The organism is Flagellimonas okinawensis (genome assembly GCF_029194005.1).
GTDB classification, from domain to species: Bacteria; Bacteroidota; Bacteroidia; order Flavobacteriales; family Flavobacteriaceae; genus Flagellimonas; species Flagellimonas okinawensis.
This window is the reverse complement of sequence record NZ_JARFVA010000001.1, coordinates 538,411-557,121: the sequence shown is the minus strand read 5'-3', so window position 1 is coordinate 557,121 and position 18,711 is coordinate 538,411. Positions and strand designations below refer to the sequence as shown.

Annotated in this window: 22 protein-coding genes; 3 read left to right on the top strand and 19 right to left on the bottom strand. The window is 41.5% G+C overall.

Translation table 11 applies throughout. The features are described from left to right. Nucleotides 1–32: 32 nt before the first annotated feature. Nucleotides 33–1,064 carry a WD40/YVTN/BNR-like repeat-containing protein gene (locus PY091_RS02720; RefSeq protein ID WP_275648219.1) on the top strand — a complete coding sequence of 344 codons (1,032 nt, stop codon included), beginning with the start codon at nt 33–35 and terminating at the stop codon, nt 1,062–1,064. 59 nt (nt 1,065–1,123) lie between these two features. Here the strand turns inward: PY091_RS02720 and PY091_RS02715 are convergent, their stop codons facing one another. From PY091_RS02715 to PY091_RS02680, 8 genes are all read right to left on the bottom strand, one after another. Then, nucleotides 1,124–1,477 carry a DUF6515 family protein gene (locus tag PY091_RS02715; protein WP_275648218.1) on the bottom strand — a complete coding sequence of 118 codons (354 nt, stop codon included), beginning with the start codon at nt 1,475–1,477 and terminating at the stop codon, nt 1,124–1,126. A gap of 108 nt (nt 1,478–1,585) precedes the next feature. Then, entirely contained in the window at nt 1,586–2,026 is a 441-nt protein-coding gene (locus PY091_RS02710; RefSeq protein WP_275648217.1) for a hypothetical protein, read from the bottom strand. Then, the gene (locus tag PY091_RS02705) at nt 2,019–2,549 is read right to left on the bottom strand and encodes a hypothetical protein (protein WP_275648216.1); all 531 of its coding nucleotides are present in this window, start codon (nt 2,547–2,549) and stop codon (nt 2,019–2,021) included. The genes PY091_RS02710 and PY091_RS02705 overlap by 8 nt, the downstream gene beginning before the upstream one ends. Before the next feature lie 33 nt (nt 2,550–2,582). After that, a complete protein-coding gene (locus PY091_RS02700) occupies nt 2,583–3,125 on the bottom strand; it encodes an RNA polymerase sigma factor (RefSeq protein WP_275648215.1) in 543 nt (180 codons plus the stop codon). Nucleotides 3,126–3,325: 200 nt separating this feature from the next. Continuing rightward, nucleotides 3,326–5,149: an ABC transporter ATP-binding protein gene (locus PY091_RS02695; protein WP_275648214.1), complete on the bottom strand. Its 1,824-nt coding sequence runs from the start codon at nt 5,147–5,149 to the stop codon at nt 3,326–3,328. A gap of 3 nt (nt 5,150–5,152) precedes the next feature. Beyond that, the gene (locus tag PY091_RS02690; protein ID WP_275648213.1) at nt 5,153–6,859 is read right to left on the bottom strand and encodes a phospho-sugar mutase; all 1,707 of its coding nucleotides are present in this window, start codon (nt 6,857–6,859) and stop codon (nt 5,153–5,155) included. Between the two features lie 61 nt (nt 6,860–6,920). Then, entirely contained in the window at nt 6,921–7,868 is a 948-nt protein-coding gene (locus tag PY091_RS02685) for a glycosyltransferase family 2 protein (protein WP_275648212.1), read from the bottom strand. 42 nt (nt 7,869–7,910) lie between these two features. Further along, nucleotides 7,911–8,432 carry a DUF4199 domain-containing protein gene (locus PY091_RS02680; RefSeq protein WP_275648211.1) on the bottom strand — a complete coding sequence of 174 codons (522 nt, stop codon included), beginning with the start codon at nt 8,430–8,432 and terminating at the stop codon, nt 7,911–7,913. Between the two features lie 159 nt (nt 8,433–8,591). Between PY091_RS02680 and PY091_RS02675 the strand changes: the two genes are divergently transcribed. Continuing rightward, nucleotides 8,592–8,861 (top strand): type B 50S ribosomal protein L31, encoded by a 270-nt coding sequence (locus PY091_RS02675; RefSeq protein WP_275648210.1) that lies wholly within the window; start codon nt 8,592–8,594, stop codon nt 8,859–8,861. A gap of 83 nt (nt 8,862–8,944) precedes the next feature. Then, nucleotides 8,945–10,123, top strand: coding sequence for a GlmU family protein (locus PY091_RS02670; RefSeq protein WP_275648209.1), 1,179 nt, complete (start codon nt 8,945–8,947; stop codon nt 10,121–10,123). Between the two features lie 3 nt (nt 10,124–10,126). Here the strand turns inward: PY091_RS02670 and PY091_RS02665 are convergent, their stop codons facing one another. The 11 genes from PY091_RS02665 to PY091_RS02615 all read right to left on the bottom strand — a co-directional run bounded on the left by PY091_RS02665 (nt 10,127) and on the right by PY091_RS02615 (nt 18,594). Beyond that, nucleotides 10,127–11,206: a 3-keto-alpha-glucoside-1,2-lyase-like domain-containing protein gene (locus tag PY091_RS02665; RefSeq protein WP_275648208.1), complete on the bottom strand. Its 1,080-nt coding sequence runs from the start codon at nt 11,204–11,206 to the stop codon at nt 10,127–10,129. Nucleotides 11,207–11,335: 129 nt separating this feature from the next. After that, entirely contained in the window at nt 11,336–11,827 is a 492-nt protein-coding gene (locus tag PY091_RS02660; RefSeq protein WP_275648207.1) for a VOC family protein, read from the bottom strand. Between the two features lie 10 nt (nt 11,828–11,837). Beyond that, on the bottom strand, nt 11,838–12,410 hold the full coding sequence (locus PY091_RS02655; RefSeq protein WP_275648206.1) for an ester cyclase: 573 nt from the start codon (nt 12,408–12,410) through the stop codon (nt 11,838–11,840). A gap of 85 nt (nt 12,411–12,495) precedes the next feature. Next, complete coding sequence (locus PY091_RS02650) at nt 12,496–13,062, bottom strand: Crp/Fnr family transcriptional regulator (RefSeq protein WP_275648205.1); 567 nt, start codon at nt 13,060–13,062, stop codon at nt 12,496–12,498. Between the two features lie 110 nt (nt 13,063–13,172). Continuing rightward, complete coding sequence (locus tag PY091_RS02645; RefSeq protein WP_275648204.1) at nt 13,173–13,598, bottom strand: sulfur reduction protein DsrE; 426 nt, start codon at nt 13,596–13,598, stop codon at nt 13,173–13,175. 1 nt (nt 13,599) lies between these two features. Further along, entirely contained in the window at nt 13,600–13,998 is a 399-nt protein-coding gene (locus PY091_RS02640; protein WP_275648203.1) for a DoxX family protein, read from the bottom strand. 9 nt (nt 13,999–14,007) lie between these two features. After that, nucleotides 14,008–15,633, bottom strand: a complete 1,626-nt coding sequence (locus PY091_RS02635; RefSeq protein WP_275648202.1) for a bifunctional metallophosphatase/5'-nucleotidase — start codon at nt 15,631–15,633, stop codon at nt 14,008–14,010. Between the two features lie 67 nt (nt 15,634–15,700). Beyond that, the gene (locus PY091_RS02630; protein WP_275648201.1) at nt 15,701–16,075 is read right to left on the bottom strand and encodes a hypothetical protein; all 375 of its coding nucleotides are present in this window, start codon (nt 16,073–16,075) and stop codon (nt 15,701–15,703) included. 140 nt (nt 16,076–16,215) lie between these two features. Further along, on the bottom strand, nt 16,216–16,767 hold the full coding sequence (locus PY091_RS02625; RefSeq protein ID WP_275648200.1) for an SRPBCC family protein: 552 nt from the start codon (nt 16,765–16,767) through the stop codon (nt 16,216–16,218). A gap of 126 nt (nt 16,768–16,893) precedes the next feature. After that, nucleotides 16,894–17,637 carry a DUF6090 family protein gene (locus tag PY091_RS02620; RefSeq protein WP_275648199.1) on the bottom strand — a complete coding sequence of 248 codons (744 nt, stop codon included), beginning with the start codon at nt 17,635–17,637 and terminating at the stop codon, nt 16,894–16,896. 99 nt (nt 17,638–17,736) lie between these two features. Beyond that, nucleotides 17,737–18,594 carry a polysaccharide deacetylase family protein gene (locus tag PY091_RS02615; protein ID WP_275648198.1) on the bottom strand — a complete coding sequence of 286 codons (858 nt, stop codon included), beginning with the start codon at nt 18,592–18,594 and terminating at the stop codon, nt 17,737–17,739. Nucleotides 18,595–18,711: the final 117 nt, after the last annotated feature.

Genomic DNA, 18,711 nt, shown 5'->3' with positions numbered 1-18,711 from the left:
ATTTCTCCTTACTTTTGAAGAAAATAAATACGATGAGGTCTATTCTTACCATTTTAACCGCCTTGGTTTTGGTGTCATGTGCTCAAGAGCTTAAAAAACAACCCGTTACATCTGTGGATGTGACTCCCGTTTATGAAGATTCGGTAAGTATCCGTGCCATTACTTTTTTGGATGGTAGGACATTGGCCTTCGCTGGCAGCAATGGAGTTTACGGAACGGTAGATATAAGCACTAATAAAGTTAGGACCAGTACTCAATATAACGACTCCATTACACCCAGTTTTAGGGCGGTTGGGGGCACTGCTGAAGATTTTTTCATGCTTTCCATTGAAAGCCCTGCATTGCTGTATAAGACAGGAGATCAGGGAAAAATGGAACTGGTCTATACCGAAGAAGGTGAGGGTGTTTTTTATGATAGTCTAACTTTTTGGAATGACACAGAAGGAATTGCTGTTGGTGATACTGTAAATGGTTGTATTTCTATCATTATTACTAGGGATGGTGGTAATACCTGGACCAAAGTTGATTGTTCCGACCTGCCTGAAGGTGTGGAAGGTGAAGGTGCTTTTGCAGCGAGTAACAGTAATATTGCCGTAAGTGGTGATAAAGTTTGGATCGGAACTACCGAAGGAAGAATCTATTTTTCAGGTGATAAAGGTGTAACGTGGGAAATACAAAAAACACCAATCATTGCTGATGAACCCACCCAAGGTATTTATTCGATGGACTTTTTTAATGAAAATATTGGGTATGCCATAGGGGGTGATTACACAAAACCCGATTCCAATAAGGCCAATAAAATAAAAACTGTAGATGGAGGAAAAACTTGGCAATTGGTTGCCGATGGACAGGAGCCGGGCTACAAAAGTTGTGTGCAATTTGTTCCCAATTCCAATGGAGAAGCTTTGGCAGCTATTGGTTTTACAGGAATTTCTTATTCTTCTGATGGCGGTGAAAACTGGAAGCAGTTGAGCGAGGAACCTTTTTTTACCCTTCGATTTTTAAATGATTCCACAGCTTTTGCAGCAGGAAGCAAGCGAATAGCAAGATTGGATTTCAAATAAAAAAAAGCGGTGATTCGGTCACCGCTTCTTAAACTAACTAAAAACAAATCAATCAAAAACTATACGTTTACTACCACATAGTGGCGTCCTCTTCTTTTGTACCAAACTCCACGATACTGGTATAACCTTCTTCCATTTCGGTAAAATACCTTACTACCTCTGGGCAGGGTTCTTAGTTTAATTCCTTTTGGAGCTCCGATAACTACATAATCTTTTCCTCTTAGCGTATACCACACGCCATCGGCATAGTAAAAATTCGTTCTTTTGTGAACTATTACACGTGGGTTGGTAACCGTTCTTACTATGGTGCCGTGTTTTGGATACACCCTTACCACTGTTCTTGTTTGCGCTTGAGTACCGATCATGGTTCCCAATAATGCGGCTACAACCAAAACTATTTTCATTTGTTTCATAACATTGGATTTTATTGGTTTCTGATAGTAAGACTGTGGTTTTTGGGAAAGGTTTAATCAAAAAAAAAGAAGCCCGTAGGCTTCTCATGTACTTTCTTTACTATTTCATCAATCCCTTCCTCGTCGTTTACGGTATTGTTGTATCATTTGTCGTTTAAAGTCTTCTTCGGCCTTGACCAATAACAGTACTTTTTTTGCTGGGATCACGGTCCTAAGCTTTGATAAAAATTCTTGTTCCGACCTATGCTTGTCCAATTGAAGGGCAAGAAGGTTATCCAACAGTTTTTCCGATTCGTTGGAGGAAAGGTCTTGTGCCCGAGCGATGTTCGCATGAAGCTCCGCACGTTCTTTTCGGCGGATATTATCCATGGTTTCCTCATGTTCATTGTAAATGGGCCAAAATTGTTGGGCCTCCTGGCTGGTCAATCCAACTTGCTCGGTTATAAAGGCCACTTTAAGTGTTTTGATACGATCGCGCACAGGTCCTTGGGCATGCATTAAAAAAGTACCAAACAATAGGGTGTAAAATAGGAGTGCTCTCTTATTCATAATCAATGTCTTCTAAATTTAATTCTTCGATATTGTCTACATTTTCATCCAAATACTCCATAATGATTTCATCGTCCAAATCATTTTGCAATATGTCGTTCAACTCTATTTCTTCCAAAGAGACCACCTCCGCAATCTCATAGGTAGTCATTTCCAGATCGGTATTCTCAAAATAGGCCTCAATTTCCGCATTGGCCAAATCATCAAAAGTAATGGGCTCTTTGTTTGAATCCCAAGTAATACTGAACACGAAAATCAATATTGCCGCCGCGGCAGCTATTCCGTAATAAAAATGCTTGTTGGACTGCAAAGTAATCACTTTGGGGTCGTTGTTGATTTGGGATAGCACCCTTGGAGTTACTTCGTCAAAATAGCCATCGGGAACCTCAAAACCATCAGTTTTGGGAATTATGGAACCGCCTTCTTTCGAATCTTCTTTTTGGATTCGGTCCATAAGACGATCATTAAAGCTTTCGAAGTAGCCTTCAGGGGTATTGAAACTATTTTTTTTATCCTTTTTCATCTTATTGATTTGACTGCCAAACTCTCCAAAGGTTTAATTCTCTTTAAGATACGCTTCTATTTTTTTAACTGCCAAGTGGTAACTTGCCTTTAAGGCGCCTTCCGAAGTTTCCAGAGCTACTGCAATATCCTTGTACTTCATTTCTTGAAAATACTTCATGGTAAAAACCAATTTCTGCTTATCGGGCAATGTGGCCAAGGCTTTTTGTAGCTTGAGCTGGATTTCATCCCCTTCAAAATATACATCTGCCTGAAGGTTTTCTACCATCTTATCTTTCAATTCTTGATCACTCACGCCCATTTTTCTTGATTTTTGTTTCAAAAATGTCAAGGATTCGTTAGTGGCAATTCGGTACATCCAGGAATAGAGTTTACTCTCGCCTTTAAACTTGTCAATATTTCGGTAGACTTTGATAAAGGTGTTCTGGAGTACATCATCCGTATCATCGTGGTCAAGAACAATCCTACGAATATGCCAATACAGTCGTTCCTTGTAAGTGTTCACCAACACCTCAAAGGCTTTTGCACGGCTTTCTTCCCGTTGTAATTCTTGAACTAAGGTTTCCTCAGCGATCAATGTTCTTGTTGTTTGATGCTTTGACTAAGGTACGGGGAAAAGGTTTAATTTTTATTTGGCAATGGTGGAAAGGTAAAGGGAAAAGGGTAGTGCGGTGATCATTTCGAGTTGTCACCCTGAGCGCAGTCGAAGGGGCAGTCGAGAAATTTTTCTTCAGGAGTCAGGAGCTAGTTACCCAACTATCTGGCAATCCAATTCTCTTAGGAAAACGATTGCATTTCCACCAGCTTTTTATAGCTCTTCGCGGATTTCATCAACTCTTCATGGGTTCCCTGCTCCACGATTTCTCCTTTGCTCATTACCACAATAGTGTCTGCATTTTGGATAGTGGACAGTCGGTGTGCAATAACAATAGAGGTACGGTTCTGCATCATTTTCTCCAAAGCATCCTGTACCAATCGCTCACTTTCGGTGTCCAAAGCCGAGGTTGCCTCGTCCAAGATCATGATGGGAGGGTTTTTTAACACTGCCCTAGCAATGGACAGGCGTTGTTTTTGTCCGCCACTCAATTTATTTCCGCTATCGCCAATATTAGTGTCGTAGCCATTGGGTAGATCCATGATAAAATCGTGGGCATTGGCTACTTTGGCAGCATCCATAATTTCTTCGATGGTGGCATTTTCCTTCCCGAGGGCTATATTGTTTTTTACAGAGTCGTTAAAAAGAATGGAATCTTGTGTTACCAAGCCCATGAGTCCTCGCAATGACTTTTTGGTTATGTTCTTAATGTTGGTTCCATCAATCGAGATTTCGCCTTTATTGACGTCGTAGAAACGGGTCACCAAATTGGCTACGGTGCTTTTTCCACTACCGGATTGACCAACCAAAGCCACTGTTTTACCTTTATCAACCTTTAGGTTGAAGGTTTTTAGCACGTAATCATCTTCATACTTGAACCCAACTTCTTTGAGTTCAATTCCAGAGGTAAAATCCGTTTTATCTTTGGCACCTTCAATGTTTTTGATTGGGTTTTCAGATTCGAGGATCTCTAAAACACGTTCGGCGGCGGCATTTCCTTTTTTAACACCATAAGATGCTTTGCTGATTGCCTTTGCAGGGGTAAGTATATTGAAAGCCAGACCCATATAGGAAATAAAAGAAGCAGCGTCAAGACTTCCTTCCAATAATACCATGCGTCCTCCAAACCATAACAGCACACCAAATACAACTATTCCCAAAAACTCACTAGTTGGCGATGATAAATTTTGACGGTTCAGCAAGGAGTTGGAAAACTTGAAAAAACGCGTAGTCGACTCTTTAAAAGTTTGATAAAATCTGGATTCCGAGTTAAAAGCTTTGATGACACGAAGCCCACCCAAGGTTTCCTCTACAATGGATAAAAATTCGCCTTGTTCTTTTTGAACCCTATCGGATTTTTTCTTCAAAGATTTACCGATCCTTGAGATGATCATTCCGGCTATCGGAATAAAAATGAATACAAAAATGGTCAACTTCACACTGATGATGAACATTACAATAATCGTAAAAAGAATGGTAAGTGGTTCACGTACGATCAGTTCCAAAATGGAAAGAAAGGAATGCTGTATTTCCAATACATCCGATGTAATACGGGCGATTACGTCCCCTTTCTTTTTCTCCGAGAAGTAGGAGATGGGCAAATCCATGATCTTCTCGTACATCTTGTTTCGAATATCCTTGAGCACTCCATTTCTTAAAAAAGTAATGAAATACATGGCCAAATAGTTGAAGACATTCTTGAAAAGGAATAAAAACAAGATAAGCCCAACTGCTAGGATGAGTCCTTTCATAGGGTCTTCACCAGAATGTTGGGTTACTTGATAGTTCATGTACCCTTCAAAATAGTCTTTCAGCTTGCCAACGCCCTCATAGGTAGGAGGTTCGTTGATTTGTTTGGTCTTATCAAAAAGAACGTTTAGCATTGGGATAAGTGCAGCATAGGACAACGCACTAAACAATGCATAGAGTATATTGAAGAATATATTCAGAATACCATATTTACGGTACGGTACCGCAAATCGGAGAATCTTTTTAAAGTAGTTCATTCACTATAAATTCAGCTCGGATAGGATACCATCTATCTTGGTTTCCAACTGCGAATTTACGGATTTATAATCCTCTGCCTTGTCCAATTTTGCATTTGTACTGATGTAGAACTTTACTTTAGGTTCCGTTCCACTGGGTCGGGCTGCAATTCGGGTGCCGTCCTCGGTCTCATAGATCAGTACATTGGACTTAGGTAAATTAAGGGTAAATTCTTCTCCAGTCTGTACATTTTTAACAATAGAAGTATTGTAATCCTCAATGTAAAGCAATTTTGATCCTTGAACGGTATCCACCGGGTTCTCCTTAAAATCTTTGAGCATTTGCTTGATTTCTTCAGCTCCGCTCATTCCTTTTTTGGTGATGGAGATCAACTTTTCCTTGTAGAAGCCAAATTGCACATAGGCATCTATCAAATCTTTATAAAAGGAGCTTCCGTTAGCTTTTGCATTCGCTGCAATTTCGCAGGCCAATAGGGTAGAGGTTACGGCGTCTTTGTCACGGACAAAATCACCTACCATGTACCCAAAACTTTCTTCGCCCCCGCCAATAAATAGGGAGCTTGGAAAGTCCTTGATCATTTTACCGATCCATTTAAAGCCTGTTAAAGCAGTTTTGAATTCCACACCGTACGATTTGGCCATTTGTTGCATCATTGGGGTGGAAACAATGGTGGTTGCGATAAACTCGTTGCCCTTGAACCCTTTTTCTTTGTATTGGTCCAAAAGGAATTTGGTCATCATAACCATAGTCTGGTTTCCGTTAAGGAGTTCCATTTTCCCTTCCAGATTACGAACGGCAATGCCCAAACGGTCACTGTCGGGGTCGGTTCCCACCACCATATCCGCACCTATTTCTTCAGCTTTTGCGATAGCTATGGACAATGCTTCCGGCTCCTCTGGATTTGGCGATTCCACCGTTGGGAAATCACCATTGGGCTCCGCTTGTTCTTCAATTATGGTAACGTTTTTGTATCCTGCACGCTTCAATACCTCTGGAATTGCAGTTATGGATGTTCCGTGCAAGGACGTGAAGACAATCTTGAAATCGTCTTTACCCGAAGCATTGAAATTTCCATTTTTAACGGATGCCTCAAAGAAGGCCTCGTCGACGTCTTCATCGATCAAGTGAATCAAACTATCATCTTTATCAAATTTGATATCCTCAAAAGAAAGCGAATTGATCTCAGCTATAATTTCTCCATCTTGCGGAGGAACAATTTGCCCGCCATCTGCCCAATATACTTTGTATCCATTGTATTCTGGAGGATTGTGTGAAGCAGTAAGGACAATTCCTGCATGGCAACCCAAAAATTTTACCGCAAAGGACAGCTCTGGGGTTGTTCTTAGGTCCGAAAACAAATGGACCCGAATACCATTGGCGGAGAAAACTTCGGCCACGGTCTTGGCCAGTGATTTGGAATTATGTCTACAATCGTAAGCGATTACCACCTTTAAATCATCGTCGGTGTACGATTTTTTGAGGTAATTGCTCAATCCTTGAGTGTTTTTGCCCAAGGTGTATTTGTTGATTCTATTGGTGCCTACACCCATTACACCGCGCATTCCACCAGTTCCGAACTCCAAATCTTTATAAAAACGTTCTTTGAGTTCTTCGGGGTCGTTATCAATCAAATGTTTGATTTCTTTCTTCGTGTCTTCATCAAAAAAATCGGTCAACCAAGATTGCGCTGTAGCTGTAATGGAATCCATAGTGTTTGTCGTTGTAATTATATGCTTAAAAATACAAAGTTTATAGGGTTTGGGAATAGCCCTAAAGATTAATTTTATCGGAGATATTGTATCTGGTATCGTTTTTACGGGACCTCACCATTATTTCACCTATAAATCCGGCCAAAAATAGCTGGGTACCTATAACCATCGCTGTTAATGCAATATAAAATTGTGGCCTTTGGGTGATCAAACGACCTGTCGGATTTAAAAATAGCTTATCGATTCCTAGATACAATGAAAATCCGAAGCCTACAAAAAACATGAGTACGCCCCATGCTCCGAACAAATGCATTGGTCTGCGTCCAAATTTTGAGACGAACCAAATAGTGATCAAATCCAAGAACCCATTAATAAAGCGTTCTGCACCGAATTTTGTGGACCCATATTTACGGGCCTGATGTTGAACCACTTTCTCGGTAATGTCCGAGAATCCGGCATTTTTAGCCAAAACCGGAATATATCTGTGCATTTCACCAGATACCTCAATGGTTTTTACCACCTGACGGTTAAACGCTTTCAGTCCGCAGTTAAAATCATGAAGCTTTACTCCCGAAGTCTTTCGTGCTGCCCAATTAAAGAGCTTGGAGGGGATATTCTTTGTTATAACCGAGTCGTACCGTTTCTTTTTCCAACCAGAAACAACATGATGCCCCTCTTGGGTGATCATTTGGTACATTTCCGGTATTTCTTCAGGATTGTCCTGTAGGTCGGCATCCATGGTAATCACCACATCGCCTTCGGTAGCCTTAAATCCGGCATGTAGCGCTTGTGATTTTCCAAAGTTTTTAAGGAAACGGATACCTTTTACATTTTCGTTGATTTTGGAAAGCTCCGAAATGGTTTTCCAAGATTTGTCGGTACTCCCATCATCTATAAAGATGATTTCATAAGAAAAATGATTGGATTGCATTACTTGTACAATCCAATCATGTAGTTCTTTAAGCGATTCTTGCTCGTTAAGTAAAGGAATTACAATGGAAATCTGCATTGTTCGATTCTGGAATTCCTTTCAAAAGTAGTATTTTTTGATTTAGTAATCCGCTTTGGACTTTTTCAAAATTAAGCCCGTGATCAGACCAATGATCAGACCAAGTATCGAATTCATGATCAACAGAATTGGATATTGGACCCAAGCAAAGCCTTTTTGCATTTCCACCCCTTGTTGCCATTGTTCCTCTGTCATGTTCGGGTTTTGAGCCATTGCTTTTGGTTTGGCCAGTTCCATGGCCTTGTCCATAAAGTCGGGCTCAATAAATGTGGTAAGTACGTATTGGTAGATCAGGGAAACTATGGCGCCTACCAAGGCAATTCCCACACCAATTTTTAATGCTTCCGAAATACTTAGATATCCACCATTGGCTTTTTTAAAGGCATTTACGCCCAGAAAAATAATCGAGGCCAAGATTACGATGGATATTACGATCACGGCAGTACTTGTTTCATAATGCATTTTCTGAGTGTACAGCATTACGCCGAATACTACAGAAATAAGACCTGACAACAGGCCATAATTAAGGGCAAATTTTCCGGTTTTGACTTTTTGTTCTTCCATTATTTTAAAATTAGTGTTGCTTACAGTTGGTTAGTGATAGAATGCTTAATTTTGTTACACATAAATTTAACTTTATTTTTTTAGTGATTTTAACTTGGAGAAATAAAAGAAATCATTAAATTTGCACCCTGAAAATTCTGAGATTAAGCATTTAAGACGATGAGAAAAGATATACACCCAGAAAACTATAGATTGGTTGCTTTTAAAGACATGTCCAACGACGATGTGTTCCTTACAAAGTCAACTGCTGAAGCAAAAGAGACCATCGAGGTTGATGGTGTTGAATATCCTTTGGTAAAACTGGAAATTTCAAGAACTTCTCACCCATACTACACTGGTAAGACTAAATTGGTTGATACCGCTGGTAGAATTGACAAGTTCAAGAACAAGTACAAGAAATTCAAGAAAGAAGAGAAGAAGGCCGAGTAGGTCGAACTTTTCAACGAAATATATGAACGCTCTCGATGCTATTCGAGGGCGTTTTTTATTTTTACGGTATTCAAAGCTGCGCTATGAACTATATTCTTTCTGACGGGAACCACCGCGAAGACCTATTTCCATTTACTTTTACACGCCCTGTTTCGGAGATCAGGGTAGGTATTTTGACCATAAGTGAGAAATGGGAAAAATGGCTGAACGCTCCGATGAGTTTTAAAACCGAGGAATACCTTTCCGAAAAATACCCATTAACGGTCGGTGATGAGAATATCGTGATCAATGGGAGTTACCTTCCAAATCCAAAGCTGATCGAGACCATTCAGGGCCTAAAAAAGGGTGAGGTGTTAATGGATGGTGATACCTATGTTGCCTATAGCACGGATAACCCCCAAAAGGAATTTTCAGATGAAGATTATATAACGGTTCAATGGAAAGGCGAGGCGGCAACCATTAAAAATACTTGGGATATTTTTTCCATGAATGCCGAGGCACTTCAGTCAGATTTTGATGTAGTGACCAAAGGTAGAAAGAGTCAACCCATACCAGATACGAACCAAGTAAAGAGTCCTGAGAACATTTTTATCGAAGAAGGTGCCACCGTGGAGTTTTGTATTTTGAATGCTTCCACAGGTCCCATTTATTTAGGTAAAAATGCCTTAATGATGGAGGGATGTATGGTTCGTGGCGGTTTGGCACTTTGTGAAAACGCCATTTTAAAGATGGGCGCTAAAATTTATGGTGCCGTAACTGCGGGCCCAGGTTGTAAATTGGGAGGAGAGGTCAATAATGCCGTTCTTTTTGCCAATTCCAATAAAGGTCACGATGGATTTTTAGGAAACTCCGTATTAGGGGAGTGGTGCAATATTGGAGCTGACACCAATACTTCGAACCTAAAAAACAATTATGCACCCGTGCGTCTATGGAACTACAAAACCGAAGGTTTTGCCAAAACAGGCTTACAATTTTGTGGTTTAATGATGGGCGATCATAGCAAATGCGGTATTAATGTAATGTTCAATACAGGAACCGTAATTGGTGTGAGCGCTAATATTTTTGGAAGCGGATTCCCTAGAAACTTTATCCCCAGTTTTAGTTGGGGCGGGGCATCAGCAGGTTATACGGCATTCCGAACCAATAAGGCCTTTGAAGTGGCCGAGGCGATGATGAAACGCAGAAATGTGGAATTCGATCATACTGAAGCCAAAATTTTAGAACACGTATTTGAGTTTACACAGAAGTGGCGTAATTACTAAAAGCTATTCGAGTTTCCCCATCAATCCCCAACCATTGGCCTTATCGATTACTACACAATGCAAGGTGTTGAATCCTTTTTTAAGCTTTAGTGGAAGTTTGTTGGCACTCAACCCCAAATGCCCCTGAAACTGATTGTTTTTAGATCTAAAGGCATTGTTGCCATAAAAAATAGCCTCTCCGTTCAAGAACACAATAATTTTATCGCTAAAATCAAACGAGAATAATCGGGTCTGTGCCTGATCCACTGCAATTGTTGTGGATGCCACCGTAAAAGCTTCTTGATTGCGTTCAAAATCACCTGATGTGGGCTTTGCCAAATATCTGGAAATTGGGAGTAATCCCGATTGTTCTGTCGTTACTGTAATGGTCTTCGCGTTTTCAAAATTGCCGAACGCAATGGCTTCTTCGGAATATGGTTGGGCTGCAGTAAGGTCCCATTCCGAAATGATACCTTTTTCGAGAGTTAGAACAGGATAGGGCTCTTTGGCAACTGCTTCACCAGTTTTGGTAATGGACACATTGGAGAATCGATTTCCAAATAAGGCCCAAATACCCATTTCACCATTTAAGTTTCCTGATTTTAAATTGTTTACCTGCAATACTTGCTCGCCATTCACAAAAACCGTTGCAGAAAGGTGCTCCACTACTACACGCAGGTGGTTCCAACCAAGGGATGAAAAGGCAACTTGTGCCTGATGTTCCGGATACAATTGCCAGTTGCTCTCACCATGATAGGTTGGAGTGTATTGTACGGCATCCACTTGACGAGATTTGTGCATACGCATGTACACCTCTTCAAAATTTTGGTCTTGTTTTCGGAACAGAAAGCCAGCAAAGCTTCGTTTGTGATTGGCATACACGTCCATTTCCAATACTCCATTGGAAAAGTTGATGTCTCTTGCAAAGGCCTTGCCATCCAAGACCATGGTCTGTCGTCCATCAAAAGTTTCAAAAGAGATTTGGCTTCCTTTGGCAGCTGTCCAATAGGGTGCCTCCAGAGGAATGGTTTTTTTGGACTGGCCATAGTTGATTTGTGATACAAAAACCAAGCTTATGAGCAGAGTCAAGCGAAACAGTATCATGTGTTCGTTTTTTGATTGAAGATTGATATCACCTTTGTCGCAGATAATTTCAGTTCCTATCAAAAGGGATAAAAAAAAATCGACCCAAGCTAAGGCCCAGGTCGATTTTTCAGTGGTATTGTACTTTTTTTAATCCTCCAATTCCTTTAAGAGATCTTGAAGATTTAAAAACTTGGTGTACATTTTAATATCCCCATTTGGTTCCGTGGGCCAATCTTCTCTGGGTCGGTCCCAATAAAGCTCCACGCCGTTACCGTCTGGGTCGTTCAAATACAATGCTTCGGAGACACCATGGTCTGCCGCTCCTGTCATCGGTTGTCCGGCATCCATTAATCTTTTTAAGATTTTGGCCAGATCTTTCCGCGTTGGGTATAAAATGGCCGTATGGTACAATCCAGTGCTATTTTTGGGTGGTTGCGGACCATTTTTACTATGCCATGTGTTTAATCCGATATGGTGATGGTACCCACCTGCCGAAATAAATGCAGCTTGATCTCCCATGGTCGTGATAATTTCAAAACCCAGTAGCTTGTGGTAAAAATCCAAAGAACGTTGTAGGTCGGCCACCTTTAAATGCACATGGCCTATTCTGGTGTTTGCTGGCAATTTGTAATTATCCATAGTGTTGGGTTTACTTGGCCAATCCAATTTGTTTTAAAAAGGCCTGATTATCATAAAATAAATACTCCTCGTACATAACGCCGTCCTCGTTCCATAGTCCGATGGTGCTCATGGGCAATTTAAAGGATTTTCCAGTGGGCTGGATAAACTCACCGTTCCCAATGGGCATAGGCTCTGTAAATGTTCCTTTAAGTTCTCCAACCACAGCAGTAATGTTTCCGGAACCTATTTTAATAGGATGTTCTTCAATTCGGGTGTCGGGAGCAAAAACAAACATGGGATCCAACTCTTTGATGTGGTCCTCAATACCTTTGGAAGTATGTCCGTCGGGATAGTGAACCAAAATGTCATCTGAATGACTTTCGTGCAGTCTTTTCCAATCTTGGTTGGAGTACACCTCAAAATCCAGCTCATCAAAAGTTTTTAGGTTTTCCGCAATGGTAGCATTGGTCTTTGCTATTTGGGCCAATTGTGCCTTTAAATTGACGATTTCCGCCTCTTTTTCAGCATCTTGACTATTACAGGCGATAATACTTACAGCGATTATTATACTGGCAAATACTAGTTTAATTGTTGATTTCATTTTATATGGTTTTAATTGTTCAACTTATTTTCTGGTACAAAGTTGAGGTGATATAAAACCAATATTCTTGAAGTAGTTCAAGAAATTACTTTTGGGCCGCTTTTTTGCGAAGAATACTTATAAACTCAGGGGTTACGCCCAAGTAGCTGGCAATGTTTTTCAAGGATATTCGCTGCAAAACATACGGGTGTTCCGTTATTAATTGTTCGTAGCGCTGCTCTGCGGTCTGCATCAGGTGTTTGGCAATCCTGTTTTGTTGAAAGATCATGGCATTGCGGAACAGGTTTCGGGAATATTCCACAAAAGCAGGAATTTCGCTGGAAATTTTGTCCCAATTGGTTTTGGATATGGCTAGAACTGTTAAGTCTTCGAGTGCTTGATAGTTGTAATGGGCCTTGGTGTTGTTGGTGAAGCTTTCCATGTCTCCGAACCAAAACTCCTCAAACCCAAACGCAATATTGTGTTCCTTACCGTTGTAATCCACAATGTAACCTCTAACACAACCGTGGGAAATAAAATATTGGTAACGGTCTATCTGCCCCGCGCTAATTACCAGATCCTTTTTTTTAAAATGTTTTTCCTCAAAATGGTAAAGCACCTGGGCAATTTCTTCTTCGGTAAAATCACTATATGTTAAAAGGTGGCTCTTCATGTGGGTGTTGGGCAGTCATTATATGGACCAACCAAAATTCTTATACGAAGGTACTCCAAAAAATAAAGGACGCCTTTTTTGGCGTCCTTTATTTAATCTGATTTTAAAGCTTACAAAGTAATGCTCAAAAAACCATCTTTTTGTAGCTCAAAATTGTAGAGGATACCATTGTCCACCACACCCATCTCTTTGGGCAATTTAGTGGCGTCCACCCCAAATTTTTTCAAAGAAAAGCCGCAGGCCAACAATTTGATTTTTTCACTTTGGGCCATGTCCAAAAAGGGTTGTATCTGGTCCATATCCGTTAGTCCTTTTACGGTTTCCCCGCAGATGACTACATGGAACTCTCCAAATGCCTCTCCATCTGCAGTGGATAACTCTTCGGCAGCCAACAAAATGGCTTTTAATTGAGGAATTTTACGGGTGAGCACAATGTAGTTGTGCTGATCTTTGTTGTAAGTGGTTTGGGCACTGACTTGGGTAAGTCCACCCAATAGGGTAATGGCCAATACGGCCAAGGTGAATAACTGTTTCATATTATTGTTTTTTAATTTTTGGATTCAGTACAAAAAAGAGGAGTCCGCCCAAAATGGCGACGTTCTTGAACAAAGGGCCTACGGTGGCCATTTGCCCTACTTGAATGGTAAGGGTAATGGGAATAAGCATACAAATAAGGGCAATGGCGGCCCATCGGGTCTTTAGGCCCAACAAAAAGGCAATCCCGGACACAAGCATTACAATTCCGGAGGCAATCACAGCGAACTCTGGTGATCCCAACACATGGCCCAGCGCTCCGAATCTCGCATTTTCGATTCGGGCCACGGCCTTATCCGTATTGACCAAATGGTTTAGACTGGCCACGATAAATATCAAACTCACCAAAACACGTAGTACAATTACCGAACTACGACTTACCGCAATGGTTTTATCTTGCATCGTTCTGTTTTAATGGAATTGATAATCGGTTCCGGGCAATTGCGAAAGCACATTGGGTCCTAGATCCAAAGCTTTGGCCCTGCCGTCCAAACTGGGTGCGATGGTGCCTTTTTCTTTCAGGTATTCCTCGATAACATCATGAATCGTATAGTCCATCACCTCGGTTTCCACAGTGTTGGGCATACGGCAAAGGGTAGGTAAGGGTTCACCTTCCCTACGACAAGCGGACATGGTGTACAGTTTGTCTTTCTGTATGGGATTGCCACCAATTTTTATGGATACCACACGCTCGCCCTTGGGCTTGTTGGCATTAAAGGTGAGTTCCATACCGGAGAATCGCACCAACCAGCCTCCAAAGCGTTCGGTGGGGTTTTGTGCGAATACATTGTGCAGTTCTTTTTCCAGCCAATCCTTGATTTGTTTGCCACTGGCTTTACCAATTTTTACTTTTTCGTTCACGGGAAGCATGCTCCACAAGTCCGCTTTGGTAATCGGGGATTTACCTCCTTCTTCGACAGAAATAGGCGTACTGAAACGGAATCCGTTGGAAATGGATACATCCACACCTGTTTTCCAACGGGCGGCATCTGTGATAAAGTTGTCCATGGGATTTTCCACTACAAAATAGCGGTAGAGCGGAACACTGGTATAGCCCAAAACTTCACTGGCTTCTTCTTGGTAAGGGGCGGTGGCCGTTTCAATGATCTGTGCCACTTTTTCGTCGGCAGCGTAGGTGGCAGGGTCCACTTCCAAAAGATCATAAGCTTCGTCCACCACTTTACCATCTTTTACGGTTAAGGTGAGCTTGCCCACAAATGAAGCAAAGGCTCCCGGCTCTGTAACTTTGGTGTATTTGGCCTGTAAGGGTTTGCGAATGCGTTCATGGGTGTCGTTTCCGAGAACGTAGTCTACTCTTTCCAGGGCTGGGTTATTGGCCAGGTCGTATTGTTTGCTGATACCGATATGGGTCACCAAAAACAGCACATCCACATGTTGGTTGTCCTTGAGTTCGGTGATCAAGGCTTCCAAATTTGCATCTATGGGGTCAAAGCGGATACCCTCACTAAACGAAGGATTCTGGCGCACTGGTATTTCGGGGTCGTTATAGGAGATAAAGCCCAGTTTTACACCTTTGAGCTCTTTTACAAAATACTGAGGAAACAAGGATTCCCCGGTGGCCTCGTGGTACATATTGGCCGATATTACCGGAGTGTTGTACTGGGTGAGCACGTCCATCATGGCTTGTTTGCCGTACACTACCTCCCAGTTACCGGGAATTAAAAAGTCGTAGCCCATTTCTTGGATAATGGGGGAGAAGGCCTTCCCTTCGGACAGGGCTGCATAAGCGCTCCCCTGGATAAGGTCGCCACCGTCCAAAATAAGGGTGCCTTCGGGGTTTTTACTGCGCTCGTCCTCAAAAAGGGTTTTTACATGGGCCAAACCGCCCAATTTTCTAAAAGTAATCTGTTCGTCCTCCCAAAACAGTTCGTCGTGGGGGAACAACTGACCGTGAATGTCGGCCGTTTGCAATATGGTGATGGTCTGTTCGCTATCCTGTGCGGCCGTTTTGTCCTTGCAAGCCGACAGTGCTCCGATCAGCAGGGCAACAAGCCCCAAATGTTTAAAAGATATCATGTGTTAAGATTTGTAATTAATGGTACTAGTGTTTGGGCAGGGTTTAGCTGCTATTAAAAGTAACCGATCACAAATACACTTTAAAATGCCGATAGAGAATGTAGAGGGGAACTACCGATGCCAAGCGTTGCTTTTCAGTGGAAAATACCTTGGCGGTTTTGTAGGGTGCTTTAAAAGAGATAGGACGGGAAACGGTGGGTAACCCTACCGTGACCATGTTCAACACCTTGGTGGTACTGGATTCCAGTTGTGCTGCCTCAAAAGAGGTACAGGAACCGGAAGTTAAGGTGGTTTTGATTTTATTGGAAACCTCGGATTTTTCCAAACCTAGGGAATGCTCCAAGGAATTACGGACTTTGCAGGGCGCCACTAACAATACCCCTGCCAATAAAGTGATGAACAGGATGCGGATATCAAATGTGGTGTTGTGGATTCCCGGCATATTCCAAAATAAGCATTAATTCTGCAAATAAGGTGTAACTAAAGTTACATATCCCATTTGGGATTGATAAGAGTGTCTTTTATTTTTTTTATTAAATGGTCTGTGATTTCTGGTTACTAAAAGTTGCCTCTTAATTAAATTCATTCCTTCTCTAAGTAATCAATCAAGTTGATTAAAGTGATTTCATTTGCAGAAATAAAGAAAGTCATTAGGGACAGGTACCTAGGATTGTTTTTATACCCAATTCCAAATGATTTAATATTGGTAAATCCATTTTCTAACTCATCGAAATAGATAACGTTGTAAAAATCCTTTGCGTCATCTTTCATAAACTCGGGAAAATTATCAGTTATTTCTGCCTGAAGTGTGATAAGTCTTTTTGGAACATAATTTATGATGTGGGTTACAATAGTGGTGCTATCTCCTATTTTTCCTTTCTCGTTGTAATTTGTTTTTATGAATCCACCAACTTTCAAATCAACTTCTGCGAGTGGTGCAGCCCAGTTTTCCCATCCTTTTTTTGTTGTATATGCATTCCAAACTTCATCGATTGACGCTTTTACCGTCAATTCTTGAATGAGAACTAACTCAGGTGTTTTTGTGGAATCAATTTTTGAAACAACCCTTTTCTCTTGTCCGAAGGTTGATAAGGTCAAAAAGACATGAAAAAGAAGGATTGCTATTTTTTTCATTTCGATTAGTTAACTGTTTTGGCTTTTTTTCAATTTGCTGGATTTGAAAGGTAACAATATCTGGATTATTTCTATTGTTTTGGAATAGGTTATAAGCTATATGTGGACGGTATTTTTCAATAAAGGCTAGTTCTCATACTTCTCACACTGTTCAATAATGGCGGTTAGGCGCGCTTTAGCTTCCTGGTAATAGTTCAACATAAATCCGTTGATGAACACCCGGTTCACCACATAGTTTTCAAATTCTGGATTACGCAATAATTCTTCGTTGGTACGATTAAATTTGGAGGGGTTCAGCCGAAATGGTCCGCCTCCGAATAGGTTTCGGTTGAGGGAGTTGTGCAACAGGAAATCGAAATAGGTGCTGCCACGGTCCACATAAAAATCGCCCCAGTCCAATAAATTGGCATAAAAGGTCTCCCATTCAATCAACTGGATTTTCAACTCCTCGTTGGAGAGGCTGGAAAGCTTTCCGGAATTTTTAATATTGCCCAAGGTGTATAGGCTCGGGTCCCATACGGACATTCGGGAGGTCATGCTCACCAAGCTGTCCACACCTTGCAAGGTACCATTTTTGTAATCGGGACCTGTGTAATCCAGCAGGCTATTACAGGAACTTAAAATACCTTCAAGAGCAGCAATATCCCCATTGAGGTTGTTCAGGTTTTTTTCAAATTCCAGCTTAAGGCTGGCTATGGTAGCTTTTTCCTGTTGTAGCAGTTTTTGGTTTTCGTTCCAGTTATTTATCCGTAGTGCAATCAAAATCCCAATCACCACAAGGATGATTTCGCCAAAGGCGTAAAGGAGGTATTTACTGAATTTGTTTTCTGCCAGCAGTCGTTGCCGTATGGTTCGAAAGAATTTAAACACTGGAGGTTGGTTTCCCTTAAAGATATGATTTTAATGTGTTTAGATGCAGTAAATTGTATAAATGGTCGGTTTATACATTCGGTTGGCCAGCGGTTTGTTTTAATCTGTTTTTAGCTCTCCCCATGTCACCAATTGTATGTTATGCTTTTGGAGCAATTCCCTTGTGCTTTCACTGGTGAAGAAATCAAAGTCCTGTTGGCGCCATTCGGAGCCAAAATTTGGGTGATTGATAGTAACACCCTGCATTTCCTGTTCGTCAAAGGCGGGGTAGATCAAGATAAGGTTAATGCCGGGAGCCATCTTCTCCAAAACGGATTGATAAAAGGTGGCCAAGCCCTCGTTTTCAAAATATTGGAACTCGCCCACATAGGTGTGGTCGATTACAAAATCATCTTCTGTTAAGTGGTCTTTGGGGTCCAGACCGACCATTTGCATCAATTGCTCGTTCACCAAAACAGGAAGGTCGTATTGTTCGCCCAATTTTTGGTAAATCTTAAAAAACTCAGGGTGCGAACCTACGCTGTACATGTGCGAATCGATATGGGTGGGGGAAAGGCCATACCCCAGGGCTTTGTCCAATTGTGCCCGTAGTTCTTTTTCTACATCTTCGGGTGTTGCATTTTGGAGGAGCTGTTCCCTTTTTTTAAAGAAATGTCCGTGCTCATCCACTAAACTGGATACTTCGGAAGCGGGCAACACGGGCCCAAAGCGGTAATTTTCCCATTCACAGGTGAGGGTAAGATGAATTCCCAGATCGTATTGCGGGTTGTTCTGGGCAATCATTGCCATTTCGTGAAACCATGGGCAGGGGACCATAATGCTATAGGAATTCACTATCCCTTTTTCCAATGCCTGTATCGTGGCCCTATTTTCGGAATGGGAGAGTCCGGCGTCATCGGCATGGATGATCAATAGTTTGGCGTTCTGGTCAAATCCCAATCGTTGTGCTGTGTTCATTTTAAGGGTTGATTATCGGGTCCATTGCTGAAAAATACCCAATTCCAAAGAATTGTGCAGTACCCCGCACATAAAAAAGCCGGTAACAGTTGTTTGCTACCGACTTTAAAAGTGATT